The following is a 21,573-nucleotide window of genomic DNA, read 5'->3' as shown; positions in this document are numbered from 1 at the left end:
TTTATTTAATCGCCAAGATATAAGGATTTACTAATTTTTTAACACCATAATTATCATATTAAAAAATAGCGGTATTGATAATTATTAAACCGTTAAAGATGATTATAAAACCTTAAATTAATAATATTAAAATAGTTTGCACTCATTATCAACTAAACCAACTAACTAATGAAAAAAACTATTACATTATTAGCATTAGTTTTGTGCACTCAACTATTTTATGCACAAACAACAGTAACAAAACAAAACACACTTATTAAGTCTAACCACAATTTCGGACTTACCAATCCTGTTTTTAATGAAGGCAGCCCAATGACTTACAATCCTGGGCAAGTAGATGCGCTTGGAGCTGCTTTTAGTTTAGACTACACGAACCAAGGCGGGACCAGCTTTGATGGCTACCCAAGTGGTACTGTAGGTGGCTATAAAGCTGGTGGAACCTATTACCCGGGTAATGTAGCAGCTTGTGGTATGCCTGTTCAAATCCAGGATTTAACCCATGATTTGAGAATAAATTGGAAAACATCGCAGGCCTTCGCTAATGACATAGGCGATAAATGGTGGGCTACCATAAATGTTATTTTCGATAGTGGTACGGCGACCTCCGAACCCGACCCAGCAGTTCGCGACTACGATTTGGTAATTCAAAACGTTAGTTATGAACAAGATGATTTTTCAGATTTAGATAACCCTGGTGGCCGATATTGGTACTTTGCCAGAGAAACTCCTGATGGGCCTATAAAACCTTTTACGGTTTACATCGGCGATGTTCCATACCAATGGGCTGTGCGTTACAAGTTTTTTGATTATCCTCCTGGTGATATTAATGAGGATAAGAACGATAAAGTACATATTAAGTTTATTCCCATAGATAACGCTAACCCGATACCGTATTTAGATCATTCTTTAAAACAGTTTATAGATTGTACCGTGGAATATTTAGACTTTTTGCCTTTAAGTCCTGAAGAAAGAACAAAAGCCGACTTAAAAGTAGCAGAAAGTAGTTTATGGATTAAATCTATTTCTGCTGGTTACGAGATTTATGAAGGCGCTGCCATACTTAATAACGACTACTTTTATACAACAGTAGATAACGTAGCACCTAATGCACTTACCAACCTTACAGTAACCGAACAATCGGGAACGGCTGTGTTAAACTGGGATGCTTCAACCGATACGGCGTTCGATACTTACACAGTTTACCGTTCAGAAAATGGTGGTGCATATATTAAAATAGCATCCAATTTGAGAACCAATAGCTATACAGATGATAGTATTTCAAACCAAAATTACAATTATTATGTTACTGCTACCGATAGGTCTTTTAACGAATCTAGTAGCTCTAATGTTGCTAATTTAGATTTAACACCTGTTATTTCAAATCAAACGATTACCATTGATGTAGTTGAAGATTCTTATGTTAGAGACGGAAAATTTAAAAACACTAATTATGGTTCTGCCAATAACCTTCAAATTAGAGAAATAAATTCTAATGGAGACAGACGCTATGCTTACTTAAAATTTAATCTTTCTGGAATTTCAAACGTTGTCTCTGCAACACTTCGTGTAAACAACACCGGTAACAATGGCGATGTTGATGTAAGCACTGTTTCGACTGATAATTGGTCTGAAAACACCATAAAATGGAACGGAAAACCCAGTCCTGGAAGTTATATAAATACTTATTCATTTAATAACTTAGGTGAATTTGATTTAGATGTAACTAATTATATCATTAATGAACTACAAGGAGATGGTGTTGCTAGTTTTATACTTCAAGGTTCAACATCTAATTTCATGACCATAGGAAGCAAAGAAGGTGGTAATGGTGCTACATTGATTATTGAATACAACAATGGAAGCACACAAAAGGGTTCTAAGACTAAGAATTCGTTTGTTGATTCTAACGTTTCAAAAAGTATTACCGAAACAAAAATGTATCCAAACCCAACCTCGTCTAAATTATACTTTAACATTGAAAATGCAGACACCGATAATGGTAGTATAGAAATTTTCGACAGTATTGGTAGATTAGTACAAAAAGCACATATTACAGGTTCTAAAATGGATATTAACCTTGAGGTACCAACAGGTATTTATTTAGTTAGAATTAATAATAAAGAACATTCCATAACAAAAAGAGTAGTTAAAAAATAACACTTATATTATTTCATAAAAAAGGCTCAAATTACTTTGAGCCTTTTTTATGTTTAGAAATAAAAAGAATATTCAATTAAACTAATAAATTATTCTTTAAGCTGAACACCAGTTGGGTTTTCAATTTTCTTATCCCAAGACCTGCCATCGATTGGATACACATGCGTGCGTTTTGCCCAATGGTCCCATTTCATAGCTAACTCATTTACTTTTTCTGGGTATTTCATGGCTAAATCGTGTGTTTCAGAGCGGTCGTTTTCCAAATTATACAACTCCCATTGCTCGTAATAGGGATACTTGTTTTCACTGTTTAAGGAAACGAGTTTCCAGTTACCATCCCTTAAACCTCTGGCTCCAATGTGTTCAAAATAAAGGGTCCTAGGTTTAGCATTTTCTGAATTAAAACTAGCAACCAAGCTTTCTCCTTCCATAGGTAAAACTGCTTTGTTTTTATATGTTTTTGGGTATTCCCCATTGGCAAGTTCTAATACCGTAGGCATAAAATCTATAACATGACCAACTCTACTATTAAGACTTCCTTTTTGCTTAATTCCATTTGGCCAATGTATAATTAATGGGGTAGAAATGCCTCCTTCATGTTCCCACTTTTTATAATTTTTAAAAGGCGTATTACTAACATTTGCCCACGGTTTCCCATAGCTTTCAAACGATTTTTCATTTCCTAAATCTTCAACCGCTTTGCTCTCCCCTCTAGATATGGGTTGTAAACAACCACCATTATCTGAGACAAACATAATAACAGTATTATCAAGCTGTTTGTGTTTTTTAAGTGTAGATATTATTTGACCTATACCTTGATCCATACAGTCAATTTGAGCAGCATAAATAGCCATACGCTTATCCATTTCTATTTTTTCGCTTTCGGTAAGCGTTTCCCAATCTGGTATATCTGGGTCTTTTTCAGACAACAGTGTGTTTTCTGGTATAATACCCAGTTTTTTCATTTTTTCAAAACGCTTTTTTCTTAATACATCCCAGCCTTCCATGTATTTACCTTGATATTTTGCAATATCTTCTTCTTTGGCTTGAATGGGCCAATGAGGAGCTATATGTGCAACATACATGAAAAATGGATTTTTTTTGCTCTCAAAATGATTTTCGATAAATTTTACTGAAGTATTATTAACAGCATCTGTAAAATAAAAGTTATTTTCTGGTTTAATATGCGTATTCCCATTGTAAAGATTATCTGGGTTAAAATAATCTGATGCGCCTTTCAATATGCCATAAAAACCATCAAAACCACGTTGTATTGGCCAATTGTGTTTTGGGCTGTCTTGTTCACATTCATCATCTTTATTTACATGCCATTTACCCGATATATATGTCGAGTAGCCCGCCGTTTGAAGCGCTTCTCCCAGGGTTACATTTTTATCGTTAAGTTCTGCTATATAACCAGGTTGTTGCAAATCGACTCTAGTCATCCAACCCAAACCCGTTTGATGGGGATATAAACCAGTTAACAAGGAGGCTCTTGTGGGACAACATCTAGATGTGTTATAAAATTGCGTGTATCTTATACCATTATTGGCTAATGAATCTAGGTTTGGTGTATTAATTTCACTGCCATAACATCCTAGATCTGAAAAACCTAAATCATCGGCAAGTACTAATATAATATTTGGTGATTGTGATACATTTTCACTAATTGAATTTGCAAGTTTTGATTCTTGATTTTGTTTGTTAAGACACGAACATAATACTAAAGAAAAAAGTATTAACAAGGCTTTAAATTTCATGTAATTTGTTTTTTAGGTAATTCTACCAAACTACATTTAATTTAAATCATTCCGTATTAATAAGTATCAAAAAAGGTTAATTAATAGTCAAGTTAAGCGACTTACATTTCAACAAAACACTTATTTTACTCTTGTTTTAAACTTTCTAAAAAACCACTTGGTGTCATTTTGTAAAACTTTTTAAATGAGGTACTAAAGTATTTCGGATTTGAAAATCCTGAACGGTAGGCTACTTCTTTAATACTACAATCGCCTTCTATTAAAAGTTTTTTAGCATATTTTAATTTGGTATGTATTATAAAGTCTTGAGGTGATAAATCGACTAAGTTTTTCAATTTCATGTAGAGTGATGTTCTACTTATACTAAAACTGCCCGATAAATCGTGTACCGAAAACGATTCGTTTTCGATATTTTCTAGAATTTTGTCTTCTAAATTTTGCAAGAAATCTTGGTCGTTTTTATTGCGGAACAATGAAGCATTATCGGAATCGTTATCATGCTTGAATTTATCTCGTAATTTTTTCTGCCATTTTAATGTATTAATTATTTTGGCTAGCAAAAACTTAATATCGATGGGTTTTTCTATATATTCTGAGATTCCTGTTTCAATGCTTTCAATTTTTTGAGCAGAGTTTTGCAGTACTGTTAGCATAAAAACTGGTATATGATTTAAATTAATATCATCTTTTAATTGTCTGGCCATTTGCATACCATCTAATTCGGGCATGATTAAGTCTGTTAAGATGATATTGGGAAATATTTGTGAAGCTATTTCTAATCCTTCTTTGCCATTTATAGCTTCAAATACCTGAAAATAAACACCTAAAGTATCTACTAAAAGTTGTCGTAATTCGTCGTTATCTTCTACTATTAGTATTTTACTATCGCTAAAAGCATCTAATTCCGAACGGTCTTCGTTTTCAACTTCAATGGTACCAATAGTACTTTCTTTTTGTTGTAGTTGCTTATCGTACTCATATTTTAAGCTTTTTAATTGAATGGTGAACTTGGTTCCTTTATTTTCTTCACTCACAAAATCGATACTGCCACCTGTTTTTTCTAATAATTTTTTCACCATCATTAAGCCTAGACCTGTTCCCGGACGCTGACTATTAATGACGTTTCTGGCTCTGTAATAGCGTGTTAAAATATACTTTTGTTGATCTTTAGGAATACCCAAACCTTCATCTATAATTTCAATTTGAAGCCCATTTTTAGCCGTTTTATCCAAATTAATAGTTATTGTACCATTTTCGAACGAGTATTTTATGGCGTTTGATAAAAGGTTTAAAAATATTTTATCGAAAACTTCTTTATCGAAATAAAAATAAGGCTCATTAAAATTATTATTAAATTTTATTTGAAGATTACTTTGCTGTGTTAATGGTCCGAAATTATAAATTCGTTTGTTTATATGAGTGTTTAAATCTATTTCAGATATTTCATTTAAAACATAACCTTCCGAAGTAACTTTTTGAAAATTAAGCATTTGTTCAAAAAGTGAATTAATGCGTTTTACAGTTGTTTTTATGCGTTTTTTAGAATCTTCGCCCGTTCCTATGTTTTCAGTTATATTATCTAGTGATGAAATTAAAATGGTTAGTGGTGTTTTTATTTCATGTGTAATATTATTAAAGAAATCTATTTGCTGGTCTGCATTCTTTTTCTTTACAATAACACTTGTAAAGTGAACAATAGCCACAATAAGTAATAAAAAAAGTAACACATATAAAACGTAAGCCTGATTTGTTGCCCACCAAGGCGGTAGTACCTTTATTTGTATTTGCCTTTCGTCGCTAACAGTAGCGTACTTATTATAAGCTCTAACTTTAAAAATATAATTATTGGGAGCTAAATTGGTATAGGTTGCAAAATTTACAGTGCTGGGTTCAGACCAGTTTTCGTCGAAACCTTCTAATTTCCATGAATATTTTACTTTTGATGCAGAACTATGCAGGATACCCGTAAACCCTAATTCTATAGAGTTTTCTTTGGCTGTTAAAATTATTTTATCTACTTCATTAACATGTTTACTTAATGGTTTTTTACCTGCATCTATAACCTTATTAAAAAGTTTAAATTCATCAAAAACAATATTAGGCTTATAATTACTCTCTAAAATATTTTTCGGATTAAAAATAGTAACGCCGTCCCTACCACCAAAGGCAAATTTACCGTTACTAAATTTAGCAAAACTGCCATAGTTAAACTCGGTACTTGCCATACCTTCTTTTTTATCGAATACATTAATAATAGTGTCTGTTTCTGTAATTTTTATCTGTGCCAGTCCCTTTGTAGTACTCGCCCAAACGATGTTATCATCTAAAAGAACCCCTTGAACGATATCAGATGGTAAATTAGATGCGATAGTTAATTTTTTAATAGATTTATTTTTTACGTTATAAAAAACCAAACCAGAACCGTTTGTAGCCAGAACTAAATTTCCATTTGTTGTTTCTTGCACTGCATTAATAGTTGCATAAGCCAAATTAACCTTATTGGGCTTTAGCTTTTCTATTAATTCAAATTCTTTATTCGCATCGTTAATTTTGTAAATACCATATCTGCCAGATGCTAAAATATGTCCCGATTTAGATTCTGTTAGATGTTTAATTTGATAAATAGGATACTCATCTACTCTACTATTTTGTCTAATAACTGTTAAACTACCATCAATTCCGCCAAACCAAATATTATTTTTTGAATCTTTAAAAACAGTATAAATTTTCTCTAAATCTATTGTTTTATTGGTCTCGTGTGTATAAGGGGTAGCGCTAAAATTATTAATATTTATTTTAAAAAGTCCTCTATTATAAGTCCCAGCCCACATATAATCGTTGTCTGATTCTAATGCCAAAACAATATCGTCTTCTTTATTTTTATTAGGCGTAATTTCTGGAATCTGTTTCCAAGTATTACTTTTAGGATTCCAAACACTTATACCTTTAGTGGTTCCAAACCAAATATTTCCATATTTATCTTCAGCAATAGATCGAGAAAAATCTGTTGCAATACTATTGTTAGTATTTAAAAGATGTTTAAAACGTTGAAAAGGCTTTTTATTGAAATCTAAATAATTAATTCCGCCACTGTAAGTGGCAACCCATAAAATATTTTCATCGCCAAATTCAATATCATATACACCATTACTTGAAATTGAAAATGGGTTATCTACATTTTCTCTAAAATGACTAATTAACTTAAAATCTTTATTTAAATAATATATACCTTCGCCATCGGTTGCAATGTAAATATTCGAGTTATTATCTGTTATTAAATCTTTAATAGGATGCTTTATCTGAAATGCTAAATCGACTTTATTAGCCCTAGTTAAACTCGTATTTAAAATATAAATAGCCCCAGATTTTAAACCAGCATAGGTATTATCTTTAACATTTCCTATGAAAGAAATATTTTTTAACGATTGATTTTCAAGAATTTCAGTAACCACATCGGTTTTACTATCGTAAGAAAACAATCCGTTTAAAGTGCCATAAATAAGAATATCATTTTTAAAAGCAATGGTTTGAATATTTAAGCTATTCCCTTTTTTTGATAGTTTTAAAGTTTCATTATTAACTTTCCATAATCCATTAAAACCGCCAATCCAAATGTTTCCTGTATCGTCTTCTGCAATTGAAGTAATTAACGACGGATTGATATCTATTTCACTTTGAATAAGATTAAACTTATCAAAAGCTTTATCATAAAGACACAATCCATTTTCTAAACCTATCCAAACACGCTGTTTAGAGTCTACAAAAAGCGCTGTAACTCTATTATTTAAATTTTCTGGTAAACCATCGTAAGTATTATATATTTTTATTTGTTTTGAATCGTATTTTATAACACCTTCTTCCGATGCTATCCAAATATTACCAATACTATCCTGTTTAATTGCATAAGTAATACTTTGAGTAGATATATTTTCGCCAGAAAGTTTATCGAACTCAAAATTGTTTTGAGCAAAAATAAACGTTGAAAAAAAAAGAAAAAAAACGACAAATATTGGAGCTGGTAATTTCAATAGTGTATATATTTATAATATATTAGCTTAAAAAGATAAATGTAATTAATTTATCTAATAAGTAAAAAAAAGAAAAAATTTTATGAATACTTCAATTTCCCTAAAAACTTCTCTCCTATTTTTATTAATTTCAATAACAATAGCTTGTAAGGAAAAAAAAGCCCCCGATAGTGTTTCAAATCAAAACATTGAAGCACCAACTGGTATGATTTGGGTGGAAGGAAAAACTTTTACTCAAGGTGCAAAAACAGGCGATAAATTTGCTATGCAACGTGAAATACCCGCACATAAAGTAACTGTTGATGGTTTTTTTATTGATGTCACTGAAGTTACAAACAAACAATTTAAAACTTTTGTTGACGCAACAAAATATGTTACTGTGGCAGAACGCCCAATAGATTGGGAATCTATGAAAAAAGAGCTGCCTCAAGGCACCCCAAAACCGCATGATTCTATTTTGCAACCTGGTAGTTTAATTTTTAATAAAAATGTGAAACAAGTTGCTAACATGAGTAACTATTCTCAGTGGTGGACTTGGAAAATTGGAGCCAATTGGAAACATCCTGAAGGCCCGGAAAGCAATATTGAAGGCAAAAATAATTACCCAGTTGTTCACATAGCTTATGAAGACGCATTAGCTTATTGCGAATGGGCAAACCGACGTTTACCTACCGAAGCCGAGTGGGAAGCAGCCGCACAAGGAACTTATCAAGATAACATATACACTTGGGGTAATGATTTTGAAATTTTAAATGAAAAAGCCAATACCTGGCAAGGTATTTTTCCTATAAAAAATGAATCTAAAGACGGATTTGAACTCATTGCGCCTGTAAAATCATATTCTCCAAATTCTATTGGTTTATACGATATGTTAGGCAATGTTTGGGAAATTACTAGCGATTTATTTAACGTGAATTATTATCAAGAATTAGACACAACGAAAGAAATTAAAAACCCTAAAGGTGCCGATACTTCATATAGTCCAGATAATCCATATCAAGTAGAACATGTTATAAAAGGAGGGTCTTTTTTATGCAATGCTTCTTATTGTGCCAGTTTTAGAATTTCGGCACGTATGGGTATAAGTGAAGACTCAGGGTCTGACCACACAGGTTTTAGAACCGTTGCTACACCAGAAATGCTTAAGAAACAATAACAGTTAATTTGTTATTATTTCCATCTTGGTTTTGCTACTTTATTCCAATTAGAAAAAGAAGCATTTTGTTTGAAAGATTCATTATTAAATCTAGAGTTTGCTATTTTTTGTTGAAATAATAGTCCAAATAAGATTAGTATTACACCAACAACAACAAGTTTAAAAGTGCTCATTATTTTGTTTAAAATCATTTTCTTAGAGATTAATTGAAAATTTATTTTTGACAACAAAAGTATAAATAATAATTCAAAAAAAGTTTTATTATCACAAATATAGTTTGATAATTGTCAACTTAATGATATAATAATCAGTTAAATAAAAATTATAGAAAATCTAACTTTGTAAAAGATTTATTTAAAATTTTAGTATCATTAACGTCTAACCACTTATCTAATATGGTTGCATAGATAGACCTAAAATCTATTTGATATTTAATGTCGCCATTTTCATCTAAATCTGCCAAGTTTGGTGAATTATTATAAAATCCTGGTTTATTAATATTTTCACCAATAATAAAAACATTATTTGCAGCACCATGATCGGTACCATTGGCAGCATTTTGTTTTACACGTCTTCCAAATTCAGAAAAGGTAAGAATTAGCGTGTCTTTAAATGTATTATTTTGCTTTAAATCTTTAACAAAAGTATCTATAGCATTGGCATATAATTCTAACAATCGGCCTTGTTTATTCGCTTGACCTGCATGGGTATCAAACCCTCCCATAGACACATAAAAAACTTTGGTTTGTAAACCGGAATTTATAAACTCTGCGGTTGTTTTAAGCTGACTTCCAAATGGATTGTCTGGATAATCTAATTTACTTTTAAAGGTTCTGGATGTTTCGTAAATATAATTAGCAGACGATTTTGCTTCAATCATGGTTTTGTACAAATACCCTAAATTATGCTCACTTAAATGGGCATCTGTTTGCGATTTTAAAATTTTATCAAAATAAGGTGTTTTCATATTTTGATATAAAACCGATGGGTTTTTGGTGGCTATTCCGTTTATTTTATTGCCTTTTAAAACCAGAGATAAACTATCGTCTAACTCAATACCTCCAAAACTATTTTTTTCATAGGTATCTAAATATCGACCTAACCATCCGGTGTTTAAATATTGATTATAATCGCTAGCTGTTTGCCAGATATCGGTAGATCTAAAATGCGAACGGTTGGGGTTTGGGTATCCTACATTATTAATTACAGAAAGATGTCCTGCATCAAATAGATGTTTTAAAGGTGCTAAATTGGTATGAAAACCTAACTCATCAGATGCTTTTATAATATCTTGTTTAGACAAAGCAATGCCTGGCCTGTTTTTATAATAAATATCGTTTTTATATGGCACTATAGTGTTTAAACCATCGTTACCACCAGCTAATTGAATAATTACAAGTTTTTTGTAACCCAGACTATTTCTTGTAACATTCTCAAATGCTTTTACAAAACTTGGCACAAAAAATAAACTACTGGACAATACACTTTGTTGAATAAAATCGCGTCTTTTCATAACTTAATGTTTTAGCACATTTGATATTCTGGAATGGACATGAGTTGTATGCAATAATCTTTCTTATCGCTTAAAACTAAACCTGCCAAGAATGCCTGAGTATCTTTATCTATTTGAGAATTTATAAGCAGTCGTTTTAATTCTTCAAATGAATAATCTTCAAATTTAATTTGAAAAACCTCCCATTTTTTCTCTGTTTTTATGAATCGATTTTTATTGATTTGTTTTTTGTAATAGGCTTCAAATTCGTCTTCATAGTCTCCTTTTTCATCTACATTTATTACAGCATCATTTAAAAGAATAGATGCTAGCTTTAATCGTAACATTAAGGTGTTAGAGTCTATCCAATTTTTATCTTCTTTCCAACCAGCCACATTTGGAGGGTATAATAACACCTGCCCCATAATTTTTTGCAGATATATAAGTTGCCTCTTATTTATAAAAGTAACAGGCACTACTTTTTTAATTCCTACCAGTAATTCTATGGGCGATTTAATTTTTACTCCTATATGTGCATCGTTATAAAACCAATCTGAATTAAAAATGTATTTCATAAGATTACCAATGTTATAATCTTTATAAAAAACCTCGGTTATTTCATCTAATTGGGTATCGTTAATAATTGGATTTACAAAATGCATATATATTCTGCTGCAAATATATTTAGCACACTGCTTTTGCTCTAGAATGATATCTATTATTGCATCACCATCAAAATAACCTGTTTTTCCTAAAAAGGTTTTCGCTCCATGATCGTGCTTAAATTTTCGCAGAAAAAAAGAACCGTTAGGTTTATAAGACCATCCTGTAAAGGCTCTAGCAGCTTCTTTTATGTCTTTTTCTGAATAATTACCAATGCCCAAAGTAAATAATTCCATAAGTTCTCTGGCAAAGTTTTCGTTAGGATCTTCTTTAACGTTTTGCTTATTATTTAAGTATTTACTCATGGAAGCCGATTTGGAAATGGCCTTCACAAAGTTACCAAAATGCCCCAGTGCATGGGTTCGTAACAAGTTATTGTATTGTTGCATGTGCCAAATATTATTGTCCTGACATACAAAAATATTGGCCCAAAATAAGGTCATTTTTTCATTTAATACTGCTTTGGATGTAGTCATTCTATCAATCCAAGCTTCATTAAAATCGACTAATTTTTTTCTACTTTGCTTCTGAAATTTTTGAAATTCTTCTTTAGAGAGCGCATCCTTCATTCCTTTGTAACCCTTGTTCATTAAAGGTTCAAATTCGGAAAGATCAATAGTTAATGGGGTAATTTTTGAAGATTCTGAAAATAATAAATCAACAACTTCTTTTTTAGATTTATTTTTTAAAAGTTTATAGCTTTCCACATCTAAACCAAAACCGGCGCGCCAATATAAATGCTGTAAATGATTGATTTTCATAACCTCAAAAAATAAATTATTTTTAATATGACTTTTTAATTTTAAAAAAGTTTAATCTGTTTATTGAAAAACTTTTTAAATAAACAACTTTACAATTTATATTATTTATAAAAAACAGAGGTTTGAAATACGACTTTTAACATCTGTTTATAATCAGAAAAAAAATAATTATTTAAAGTTTAAAACCGAATATATTTAAGCTAACCCCTATGAAAAGTTTAAATAAAATGGAAAATAAAGCGTAAAGTAAGAAACATGTTTAAAGGTATTTCAAGCTTTAAGAACAAAAAACAAGTGTTATTTTGTGGCTATTTAAATTTTTTACTGAATTTTTAATTATGAAAAATTCACAAAATTAGACAAAGCGCATGTGTGAATTTTGGAAACTTAAGTAGAAATACCAAATTTTACTTTTTTCATTTCTTCAGCAAACGGATCTTAGTATTCTTTTGATAAATCATTTTGAATAAATAAAAAAGACTTCATCAAATCTTTGTTTAAGCTCTTTACCTTTTAGATTATTGTATTTACTCCATTTGTATTTATCATCTACCTCCTCATGAAATTTTTCTAATCTTTTCATGAAAATTAAATAGGAAACATTTTCAATAACCGTTATTGGGATTGAAAGACCTCTTCCCTAAAGTCTATCCCATAGCAGTTATATTTTACTTTTTATGTCTGTTGTTAAGATTTTAATTAGTTTATTAGTTTTGTAAATTCTTTTTTAATTTCATTTCTTACCTTTTCAGGGATCTCCAAATCTTTGGTAATAGCTTCCCAACTATCTATTACATTTTGCACTTCTTTGATAATTCCTTTAGGATTTTTAATTGCATAGGTCTCTGCAATTGTCATAATATCTTCTAAAGATATATCTGCTCTTTTATCATTTATAGACAGTGCTCTAGAGATATTATTATAATTGAAATTAATATTTAATGGATATGTCAAATCATAGGCTGGTGCCAAACTCCAAGCATCGGTTTCCTTATTGTATATAAAGCTATGATTCTTTAAGTGGTCGTCTATGTTGGCAAAAACGAGATTAAACACCATCCGTTTAAACAATTCTTGAATATCTTTGTAGGGTACTTTAATATCTAAAGCTAATTTGAATATGTTTTCATAACTAGCATTGTCTGGTTTTTTGAAATCCCAGCCTGTTAAACCTGTCGCTGTTAGCACATGTTGTTTTTCACCATTTTGCCTATCATAACGCAGGGTCGCAAAGTGCTTGTTTTCAATTAATTTTGAAGGCATCATTTGGATTCCTGCCTCTTTAGCCATCATATAGTAAGCATATTCCACTTTTTCTTTGTTATAGCCCCATTCTTCATTCATACTTAATTTAACCAAATAGTGGTTATAGTCTTCACTATATTCAATATCTCCGGGAATAATTTCACCTGTCTTTTTATGTTCAGAGATTAAAATTTTAGGGCGTGCACCTCCTGCAGAGGTCCCTATTTTGAATATATTTAACAATGCCACCTCGTTCAATGCTTTTGCTGCCGTCTCATTTTTTAAGTCCAACACTTTATTTAAAACCTCTACGATTTCATCGATATTGATTGTTGATGATTTTGGTATTACGGCCGTAGGGTGGTATTCTAATGCACCCATTCCGCGATTAGACACATAGGTTAACTGCTCTAATGGTGTTATTTTTTTGAATTCTTTATTTTTAGCTTCAAACCATTCCTTGAAGATGATATTACCAAACATATCTGGTAACGAATCGGCAATCATTGGTGGCAAGCCTCTAAAGGTTTCCCCTTCAAATTTATTAAATACTTGTACTGGTTTTATTCGCTTAAATACATAAGGAAAAATATTGGTGTATTGATTAGATTCTAAAAAAACAGGGTTGTATTGAAAATAGGAAGCCCTTTTGTTTACATCATAGCCCAGTTTGCCTATTTCTTGGCCAAACAATATAATTTCTATAATATTATTTTTAGCCATCTTTAATATAATGAGTTTATATCGTTAGACTTTTCAATATCCTTTAAGGCTTGATATAAATTGTTTAGTAAATCGAAATGGTTTGCAATTTTTAATACGGTATCTAATGTTGCGTTTTTTCCGTTCTCAAATTTTTGAATTGTATATCGTGAGATATCCAATGCTTCTGCAAGATCTTCTTGAGACATTTCGTAACTTTGTCTTTTCTTCTTGCAAAGCTCTCCTAATTGTAACTTGACATCTTTTATTGTAACAGCATCAATCATTTTATTGTTTATTATAATACACAAATATAGCAAAACAAGCTTAATTGTTTATTATAATACACATTTTTTAAATTCTTTTATCTTTACTCATTAGGCAAAAAGCATTAAAACTGAATAGCACGCTTACCATCAAAAGTGATCCTAACATAAATAGGCACATAGTTATCTTTAGTCCTAAATGTTTTTTTTATCCAAAAAAGGATACTAAATGTTGTCGAAGTCTTCATTTCTTCCGTTTAAGTTAAACAATCCTTTTAAACGAAAGCCAAATCAATATATGTATTACGTCAAAAAACTCGTAATTAACCTTAATGCCGTGGAAATAGGACACCTATTTATTAATTTAGAACTATCTAGCCTATAAAAAAACCACTTGATTTTAAGCAATTTAGGCATTATTTTTAATAAAAATAGGACACCAATTAAGACACCTAAACAATGGTTTTAAAGCGAATCAAATGATATCAAACAAAATTTAAACAATTGAAAATCATATAATTAAATTTTTAACAATGTCCTTTAATACCCATTTCGTCGGGATGACAGGATTTGAACCTGCGACCACACGGCCCCCAGCCGTGTACGCTAACCGGACTGCGCCACATCCCGTTTAATTTTTTTGAAGCCCAAAGAAATAACATTTTCAATAAAATCAAAAAAAATAAAATCAATTTTTGAGTAATAACATAAAAAAAGCCGGAGCATACACTTCGGCTTTAATTTATTTAATAGGTTTCTTTTAATTATAAGTTGATGTAGACACCTCGAAATTAGCATCTTTAGAAGCTAAATAGCGTTCGGCATCTAATGCAGCCATACAACCAGTTCCTGCAGCTGTAATCGCTTGTCTGTAAACATGATCGGCAGCATCGCCAGATACAAACACCCCTGGAATATTTGTTTTAGCAGTACCGGGTTTATTTATAATATAACCAGTTTCATCTAACTCTAAAAAGTCTTTAAAAATGTCGGTGTTTGGTTTGTGCCCAATCGCCACAAAAAATCCTGTTGCTAGAATTTCATGTTTTTCTTTGGTTTTGTTGTTAAATACTCTAACAGCATTTACGACTTGACCATCACCAAGAACCTCATCGGTTTCGGTATTAAATAATATTTCAATGTTTGGTGTTTTTTTAACACGATCGGCCATAATTTTAGAGGCTCTAAACTCGTCTTTTCTAACAAGCATCGTTACTTTTTTACAAAGCTTAGATAAGTAATGTGCTTCTTCACAGGCAGAATCTCCTGCTCCCACAATAACAACTTCTTGATTTCTGTAGAAAAACCCATCACAAACGGCACAGGCAGAAACGCCTCCACCTAATTTTAAATATTTTTGTTCAGAATCTAAACCTAAATACTTAGCCGATGCTCCTGTAGATATGATAACGGTTTCACAATGAATTTCTTTCTCATCATTAACCCAAACTTTATGAATATCACCCGAAAAATCTACTTTAGTAATCCATCCATGTCTAATATCGGCTTCAAAACGTTCGGCTTGTTTTTGCAACTCCATCATCATTTCTGGTCCAGTAACTCCTGTTGGATACCCTGGAAAGTTTTCAACTTCGTTGGTAGTTGTTAACTGACCGCCTGGTTGTGTACCTTGATACAATACTGGATTCATATTGGCTCTAGCTGCATAAATTGCTGCAGTGTACCCTGCAGGACCCGATCCTATTATGAGGCATTTTACTTTTTCAATTGTTTCTGACATAGTTATTTAATTTAATCTTTACAAAAGTAGAATTTTTGATTTTAAAGAGACGTTAAAATTATCAAAAGATATTATCCATTAATAAAAACTAACTATAATTAAAAAAGCCGAACAAAATTGTTCGGCTTTTTATTGATTTATTAATAAAGTTAAAAACTATTTTCTAACAGCTTTTACAATGGCTAAAGCATTTCTTACGTCCTGCTCTAATTTAGCATAATCTTTATTTGCAATAATATCTTTAGAAATTAATTGAGATCCCATACCAACGCAAGTTACACCTGCATCAAACCATCCTTTTAGGTTTTCCTCGGTTGGAGAAACACCACCTGTTGGCATAATGCTTGTCCATGGTTGAGGCCCTTTAATTCCTTTTACAAATTGAGGTCCGTAAATATCCCCAGGGAATAATTTAACGATTTCACAACCTAATTCTTCGGCTCTTGCTATTTCGGTTAAAGTACCGCAGCCTGGAGACCATAATACTTTTTTACGGTTACAAGCAATAGCGATATCTTCTCTTAAAACTGGAGTTACAATAAAGTTTGCACCTAAAGCCATGTATAAAGAGGCTGCAGCACCATCGGTTACAGAACCAACACCCATAATCATACCCGGAAGTTCTTTAATAGCGTATTTAGTTAATTCGCCAAAAACTTCGTGAGCAAAATCACCACGAGCTGTAAATTCCATTAAACGAGCACCACCATCGTAACAAGCTTTTAAAACTTTTTTACTTAATTCTATATCACTATGAAAAAATAAAGGAATCATCCCAGTTTCTTTCATCGCTTGAGCTACTTCTAATCTTGAAAATTGTGCCATTTTATATAAATGTTTATTTGTTGAATAGTTTATTTGTTTAACTGTTTACCGATTGAACGATTACACAGTTAAACATTTAAACCTTTAATTCTTATCGAGCAACTCTACCTGAAGCGTCGCCACCCATTAATTTTGTTACCTCTTCTACAGTTACTAAGTTGGCATCACCTTTAATTGTGTGTTTTAAACAAGATGCAGCAACCGCAAAATCTAAAGCGTTTTGGTCGTTATCTGGATATGTTAATAAACCATAAATTAAACCACCCATGAAAGAATCGCCACCACCAACGCGATCTACGATATCTGTAATTTGGTATTGACGGGTTTGTAACATTTGCTTACCATCGTATAAAACGCCAGCCCAAGTGTTGTGAGAAGCAGAAATAGACCCTCTTAAAGTTGTAATAACTTTTTTAGCTTTAGGGAATTTTTTCATCATTTGCTGACAAACAGATAAGAAAGCCTCTGCTTTTACATCATGCCCATGCGTTTGAACCGCTGCACCTTCAGGTTTAATTCCAAAGTGCATTTCTGCATCTTCTTCATTACCTAAAACAACATCACAGTAAGATGTTAATTCTGTCATTATTTTTTCTCTATGTGAAGCATCACAATATTTCCAAAGTTTAGCTCTATAATTTAAATCTGTAGAAATAGTAATGCCTTTTGCACTTGCAACTTTAACAGCCTCTAAACAAACATCTGCAGAACTTTGAGAGATTGCTGGTGTAATGCCTGTCCAGTGAAACCACTCTACACCTTCAAAAACAGCATCCCAATCCACCATACCAGATTGTATTGTAGACATAGATGAATATGCTCTGTCGTAAACCACTTTACTACCTCTTGAAACCGCACCAGTTTCCAAGAAATAAATACCTAGACGTTCTCCACCCCAAACAATTTTATCGACACCTACACCACGTTTGCGCATTTCCATCATGGCACACTCGCCAATATCATTTTTTGGTAAACGTGTTACAAAATCAACAGAAATACCATAATTAGCCAATGAAACTGCTACGTTTGATTCTCCACCACCATAAACAACATCAAAATTATCGGCTTGAGAAAATCTTAAAAATCCTTGAGGTGCTAAACGAAGCATGATCTCACCAAATGTTACTACTCTACTCATGTTTTTTTTTAAATTAATTAGTTATCTTTTTATATTTAGTTAATCGATTAAGCACTGTTTAAAAAATAATATTTTAATCCTGATATTTGTAATTAATAACTAAAACAGTATTTTTGCTTAAACGATTAAGCAAGCAAATATAAAAAAAATTGAGTAACAAAAAAAAAACGACCATAAAAGACATTGCAAATGTTTTAAATATTTCGCCTGCAGCTGTTTCCAAGGCTTTAAACGACGATTCTCGCATTAGTGAAAAAACGAAAGAGGCTGTTAAACAAATTGCAAAGAATTTAAATTACCAACCTAATTTATTGGCTTCGGCTCTACGTAAAGGGAAAAGTAATTTAGTGGGTGTTATTGTGCCTCGAACAAACAGTAATTTTTTCTCATCGGTTATTCAAAATATAGAAGAAGTTTTAAATAAGAAGGGTTATAACATTATTATTACGCAATCTAACGAATCGTATAAAAAGGAATGCAGTAATATTGATGCTTTGCTTTTTACACAGGTGGATGGCATTATCGCTTCGATGGCGAACGAAACCATTAATTTACAGTATTACGAAAAAATTAAGTCTAAAGGCATTCCTTTAATTTTATTTGATCGCGGTGAAAACGATTTAAATGTAGATTATATTGGCATTAATGATTACGATAGCAGCCATTTAATTATAGAACATTTAATAGACCAAGGTTGTAAGCGAATTGCTCACATTGGTGGTTACCGACATACGCGTATTTTTAACAACCGAATTAAAGGTTATATTGATGCTGTTAAAAAACACCATTTACCCCTAGAAAACGAACTTTTATTGGAAAGTAGTTTAACTATTGAAGACGGTCGAGAAAAGATGCTTCAGCTGCTTGCTCTTGAAAACCGTCCCGATGCCGTTTACATATCGGCAGATTATGCTGCTTTGGGCGCGCTTCAGGTGTTAAACGAAAATAATATTAAAGTTCCTGAAGATATTGCTTTGGTTGGTTTTGGAAACGAACCCTTTACAGCCATGACAACGCCCAGCATTACCAGTATTAATCAACACAGTGATAACATTGGAAAACAAGCGGCCCTTACCTTTTTAGAACGGGTAAAAAATCCGGGAATAAAGCAAACCTTGAATAAATATATTTTAAATGCAGAGCTTATTGTTAGAGAATCTTCTAACAGAAAACCATCTTAATTATTGCATAAAATCTACGCGTAGCGGACTAAAAACATCTATTAAAACTCCTGATTCTTTGCAAACCGTACCGTGCATAATATGTGGTGGAATATATAAACTATCGCCTTCTTTTACGGTTTTTATTTCATCGCCCACTGTAAACTCAAAAACACCACTTGCCACATAAGTTACTTGTGAATGGTGATGATTATGCATGGTTCCCACACCTCCAGCTTCAAAATGAACGTTTACCAACATAATTCGCTCATCATAAGCCATAATTTTTCTTTTTATACCGCCGCCTAAATCTTCCCAAGGCATCTCATCTCCTATCAAAAAAACACGACTCGTACCGAAATTCGCCATTTCTATATTTATTTATAAACTATGAATTTTAAAATCACTAAAATTAAGGGAATGTATTAAATTATTAAACCCTAATTAAATATTTATTTAAAAACTAACAACGCATGTGTATCAAATACTAGCGCTTCTTTTTTTAAAATTATATTGTTTACACTGATGAATTTTATTAGACTTTCAGAAATTTAAAAAAACTAATTCTTAGACCAACTTCTGTAAGCGTATCCTTTGAAGGCGTAAAAACTAATCATGGCGTAAGCAGGTAATAAAATTAAATACGCGATTTGGTTACCACTCTTTGCTGTTTCAGAAATACCTTCTGCGGCATTCGACATATTAATGGCATCTGCTAAAGCTCCATAAATTAGAGGCAAAATGGCACCTCCAATAATGGCCATAATAAGCAGGGCGCCTCCTATTTTAGTATATCCGCCCAGTTCCTCTAAAGCCATTGGCCAAATTGCAGGCCAGCAGAGCGCATTTGCTAATCCCAGAAGTGCAACTAAAATGATAACCAATGGTAGTTGGGGTAAAGCTGGTAGTGGCACCATAATCGTTGAAGGCAGAGCTACAATTAACAACGTAAGCAAGATACCTAATATCCCAGAAAATTTTAAAGCCAATACCTGCGACACATATTTAGGGATTAATACAATTCCGAGTACATATCCAATAACCATAAAAGTCATTGTAAAAGAGGTTAATTTTAAATAAAAATCGCCGTTTTTTCCATAAACACCCAACTGTTTACCAAAACCTCCAATAGAATCGCCTGCCAAAACTTCGGCAGCAACATACATTAACAGTGTTATTACTCCTAAAACCAATTGCGGATGTTTTAACACCCCTTTAATTTGTTTAAATAGATTTAAATGTTCTACATGGCCATCCTCATCTAGATTAATTTCTGGTAAAGGCGAAAATTTTAAAAACACGGCCAAAGCAAGAATTACCAAGCCCATGTATATATATGGCGATTGCAACTGTAGTGCTAAAGCGTTAAGCGCTTCGTTTTTTGTTGCAGAATCCATTAACGCTATTTTATCGGCTGTATAGTCGGACATATTAGATAACACCAAAGCGGTTAAAGCTAAAGGTGCTAAAAACCCGGCCAGTTTATTAGCAATACCCAATACACTTATACGTGCTGCTGCACTTTCTCGGGGACCTATAACAACAACATATGGATTGGCAGCTGTTTGTAAAATAGCCAATCCTGTGCCCATTACAAATAGCGCTAATAAAAATAATATGTAGGTTCTGACTCCTGCTGCTGGATAAAACATAAACGCCCCAAAAGCAATAACTACAAGCCCTAAGGAGAGTCCGTTTTTATAACCAACTTTTTCTATAACCCAAGACGAAGGAATTGCCATTACAAAATAAGCAATGTAGAAAGCAAAGGTTACAAAATACGATTGCGATTCTGTTAACTCACAAGCCAGCTTAAAAAAAGGAATTAACGGACCGTTAAGCCAAGTTACAAATCCGAAAATGAAGAATAACACTGTTAAAATAACCATTGGAATTAACGTCTTATTTTGTCCTTTTTCTACTAAACTCTTTACTTGTGTCATTTTTAAATTGCCTGTATTAATTATTATTAACTCATTTATTCCAATGAATTGCTTTAAATTTCAAATATGCGTTTCTTTATTTTTTCAATCCTTAAATGTTTGTAAAACACAAAATAAAGATAATAGAATTTACTACTTAAGACCGCTATTTTTTTCAACTAGAATAAATAATCGTTTTTTTTGGAAGAAAATCTTCATTCAAAATCGAAAAAAAAACACAATGGATTTAATTAACAACAAGTTGTTTAATTGGCTTGAAGCTATTCAAATAACAATAAGATATTAAATAGCACTTATTACAAATAAAAAATCCCGTTAATTAAACAATTAACAGGATTTTTTTAACACTTAAATTTGGTTTGTCGGGGTGGCAGGATTCGAACCTGCGACCTCCTGCTCCCAAAGCAGGCGCGATAACCGGGCTACGCTACACCCCGAAATGGTTATCTTGAAACGGGTTGCAAATATAGTTTTTTAAATAATATACAAACAATGTTTTTTATTTAATTTTAAAAAAAAATTATAATGCTTTTAAA

The 21,573-nt window shown here is 32.0% G+C and carries 14 protein-coding genes and 2 tRNA genes; 3 read left to right on the top strand and 13 right to left on the bottom strand.

Annotated features, from left to right (window positions below; all coding sequences use genetic code 11):
- Nucleotides 1–168: 168 nt before the first annotated feature.
- Nucleotides 169–2,157, top strand: a complete 1,989-nt coding sequence (locus AW14_RS08645) for a T9SS type A sorting domain-containing protein (protein WP_044638454.1) — start codon at nt 169–171, stop codon at nt 2,155–2,157.
- Nucleotides 2,158–2,246: 89 nt separating this feature from the next.
- Here the strand turns inward: AW14_RS08645 and AW14_RS08640 are convergent, their stop codons facing one another.
- Together AW14_RS08640 and AW14_RS08635 are read right to left on the bottom strand one after the other, a co-directional pair.
- The gene (locus tag AW14_RS08640; protein ID WP_044638453.1) at nt 2,247–3,917 is read right to left on the bottom strand and encodes an arylsulfatase; all 1,671 of its coding nucleotides are present in this window, start codon (nt 3,915–3,917) and stop codon (nt 2,247–2,249) included.
- Nucleotides 3,918–4,042: 125 nt separating this feature from the next.
- Nucleotides 4,043–7,945 (bottom strand): ATP-binding protein, encoded by a 3,903-nt coding sequence (locus AW14_RS08635; protein WP_044638452.1) that lies wholly within the window; start codon nt 7,943–7,945, stop codon nt 4,043–4,045.
- An 82-nt stretch (nt 7,946–8,027) separates the two neighbouring features.
- Here AW14_RS08635 and AW14_RS08630 point away from each other — a divergent pair, with 82 nt between their 5' ends.
- Nucleotides 8,028–9,101, top strand: coding sequence for a formylglycine-generating enzyme family protein (locus AW14_RS08630; RefSeq protein ID WP_044638451.1), 1,074 nt, complete (start codon nt 8,028–8,030; stop codon nt 9,099–9,101).
- Between the two features lie 322 nt (nt 9,102–9,423).
- On the opposite strand, the gene AW14_RS08625 is transcribed toward AW14_RS08630, so the two are convergent.
- From AW14_RS08625 to AW14_RS08590, 8 genes are all read right to left on the bottom strand, one after another.
- Nucleotides 9,424–10,614, bottom strand: coding sequence for a DUF1501 domain-containing protein (locus AW14_RS08625; protein ID WP_044638450.1), 1,191 nt, complete (start codon nt 10,612–10,614; stop codon nt 9,424–9,426).
- A gap of 11 nt (nt 10,615–10,625) precedes the next feature.
- Nucleotides 10,626–12,017, bottom strand: a complete 1,392-nt coding sequence (locus AW14_RS08620) for a DUF1800 domain-containing protein (protein WP_044638449.1) — start codon at nt 12,015–12,017, stop codon at nt 10,626–10,628.
- A gap of 699 nt (nt 12,018–12,716) precedes the next feature.
- The gene (locus AW14_RS08615) at nt 12,717–13,985 is read right to left on the bottom strand and encodes a type II toxin-antitoxin system HipA family toxin (RefSeq protein ID WP_044638448.1); all 1,269 of its coding nucleotides are present in this window, start codon (nt 13,983–13,985) and stop codon (nt 12,717–12,719) included.
- 2 nt (nt 13,986–13,987) lie between these two features.
- Entirely contained in the window at nt 13,988–14,251 is a 264-nt protein-coding gene (locus AW14_RS08610; protein WP_044638447.1) for a helix-turn-helix domain-containing protein, read from the bottom strand.
- Nucleotides 14,252–14,785: 534 nt separating this feature from the next.
- Nucleotides 14,786–14,860: transfer RNA gene (locus AW14_RS08605), tRNA-Pro, on the bottom strand.
- Between the two features lie 130 nt (nt 14,861–14,990).
- A complete protein-coding gene (gene trxB, locus AW14_RS08600) occupies nt 14,991–15,971 on the bottom strand; it encodes a thioredoxin-disulfide reductase (RefSeq protein ID WP_044638446.1) in 981 nt (326 codons plus the stop codon).
- A gap of 156 nt (nt 15,972–16,127) precedes the next feature.
- A complete protein-coding gene (locus tag AW14_RS08595) occupies nt 16,128–16,796 on the bottom strand; it encodes a bifunctional 4-hydroxy-2-oxoglutarate aldolase/2-dehydro-3-deoxy-phosphogluconate aldolase (RefSeq protein WP_044638445.1) in 669 nt (222 codons plus the stop codon).
- 91 nt (nt 16,797–16,887) lie between these two features.
- Entirely contained in the window at nt 16,888–17,934 is a 1,047-nt protein-coding gene (locus AW14_RS08590; protein WP_044638444.1) for a sugar kinase, read from the bottom strand.
- A 149-nt stretch (nt 17,935–18,083) separates the two neighbouring features.
- On the opposite strand from AW14_RS08590, the gene AW14_RS08585 reads away from it, so the two are divergent.
- Nucleotides 18,084–19,115 (top strand): LacI family DNA-binding transcriptional regulator, encoded by a 1,032-nt coding sequence (locus AW14_RS08585; RefSeq protein ID WP_044638443.1) that lies wholly within the window; start codon nt 18,084–18,086, stop codon nt 19,113–19,115.
- On the opposite strand, the gene AW14_RS08580 is transcribed toward AW14_RS08585, so the two are convergent.
- From AW14_RS08580 to AW14_RS08570, 3 genes are all read right to left on the bottom strand, one after another.
- Nucleotides 19,116–19,463 (bottom strand): cupin domain-containing protein, encoded by a 348-nt coding sequence (locus AW14_RS08580; RefSeq protein WP_044638442.1) that lies wholly within the window; start codon nt 19,461–19,463, stop codon nt 19,116–19,118.
- 191 nt (nt 19,464–19,654) lie between these two features.
- Nucleotides 19,655–21,037, bottom strand: a complete 1,383-nt coding sequence (locus AW14_RS08575; protein ID WP_044638441.1) for a sugar MFS transporter — start codon at nt 21,035–21,037, stop codon at nt 19,655–19,657.
- Nucleotides 21,038–21,399: 362 nt separating this feature from the next.
- Nucleotides 21,400–21,474: transfer RNA gene (locus tag AW14_RS08570), tRNA-Pro, on the bottom strand.
- Between the last annotated feature and the right edge of the window lie 99 nt (nt 21,475–21,573).

Origin of the sequence: Siansivirga zeaxanthinifaciens CC-SAMT-1 (assembly GCF_000941055.1) — a bacterium.
Lineage (GTDB): Bacteria > Bacteroidota > Bacteroidia > Flavobacteriales > Flavobacteriaceae > Siansivirga > Siansivirga zeaxanthinifaciens.
The sequence above is the reverse complement of the archived record's forward strand: the minus strand, read 5'-3'. Positions and strand labels throughout refer to the sequence as shown.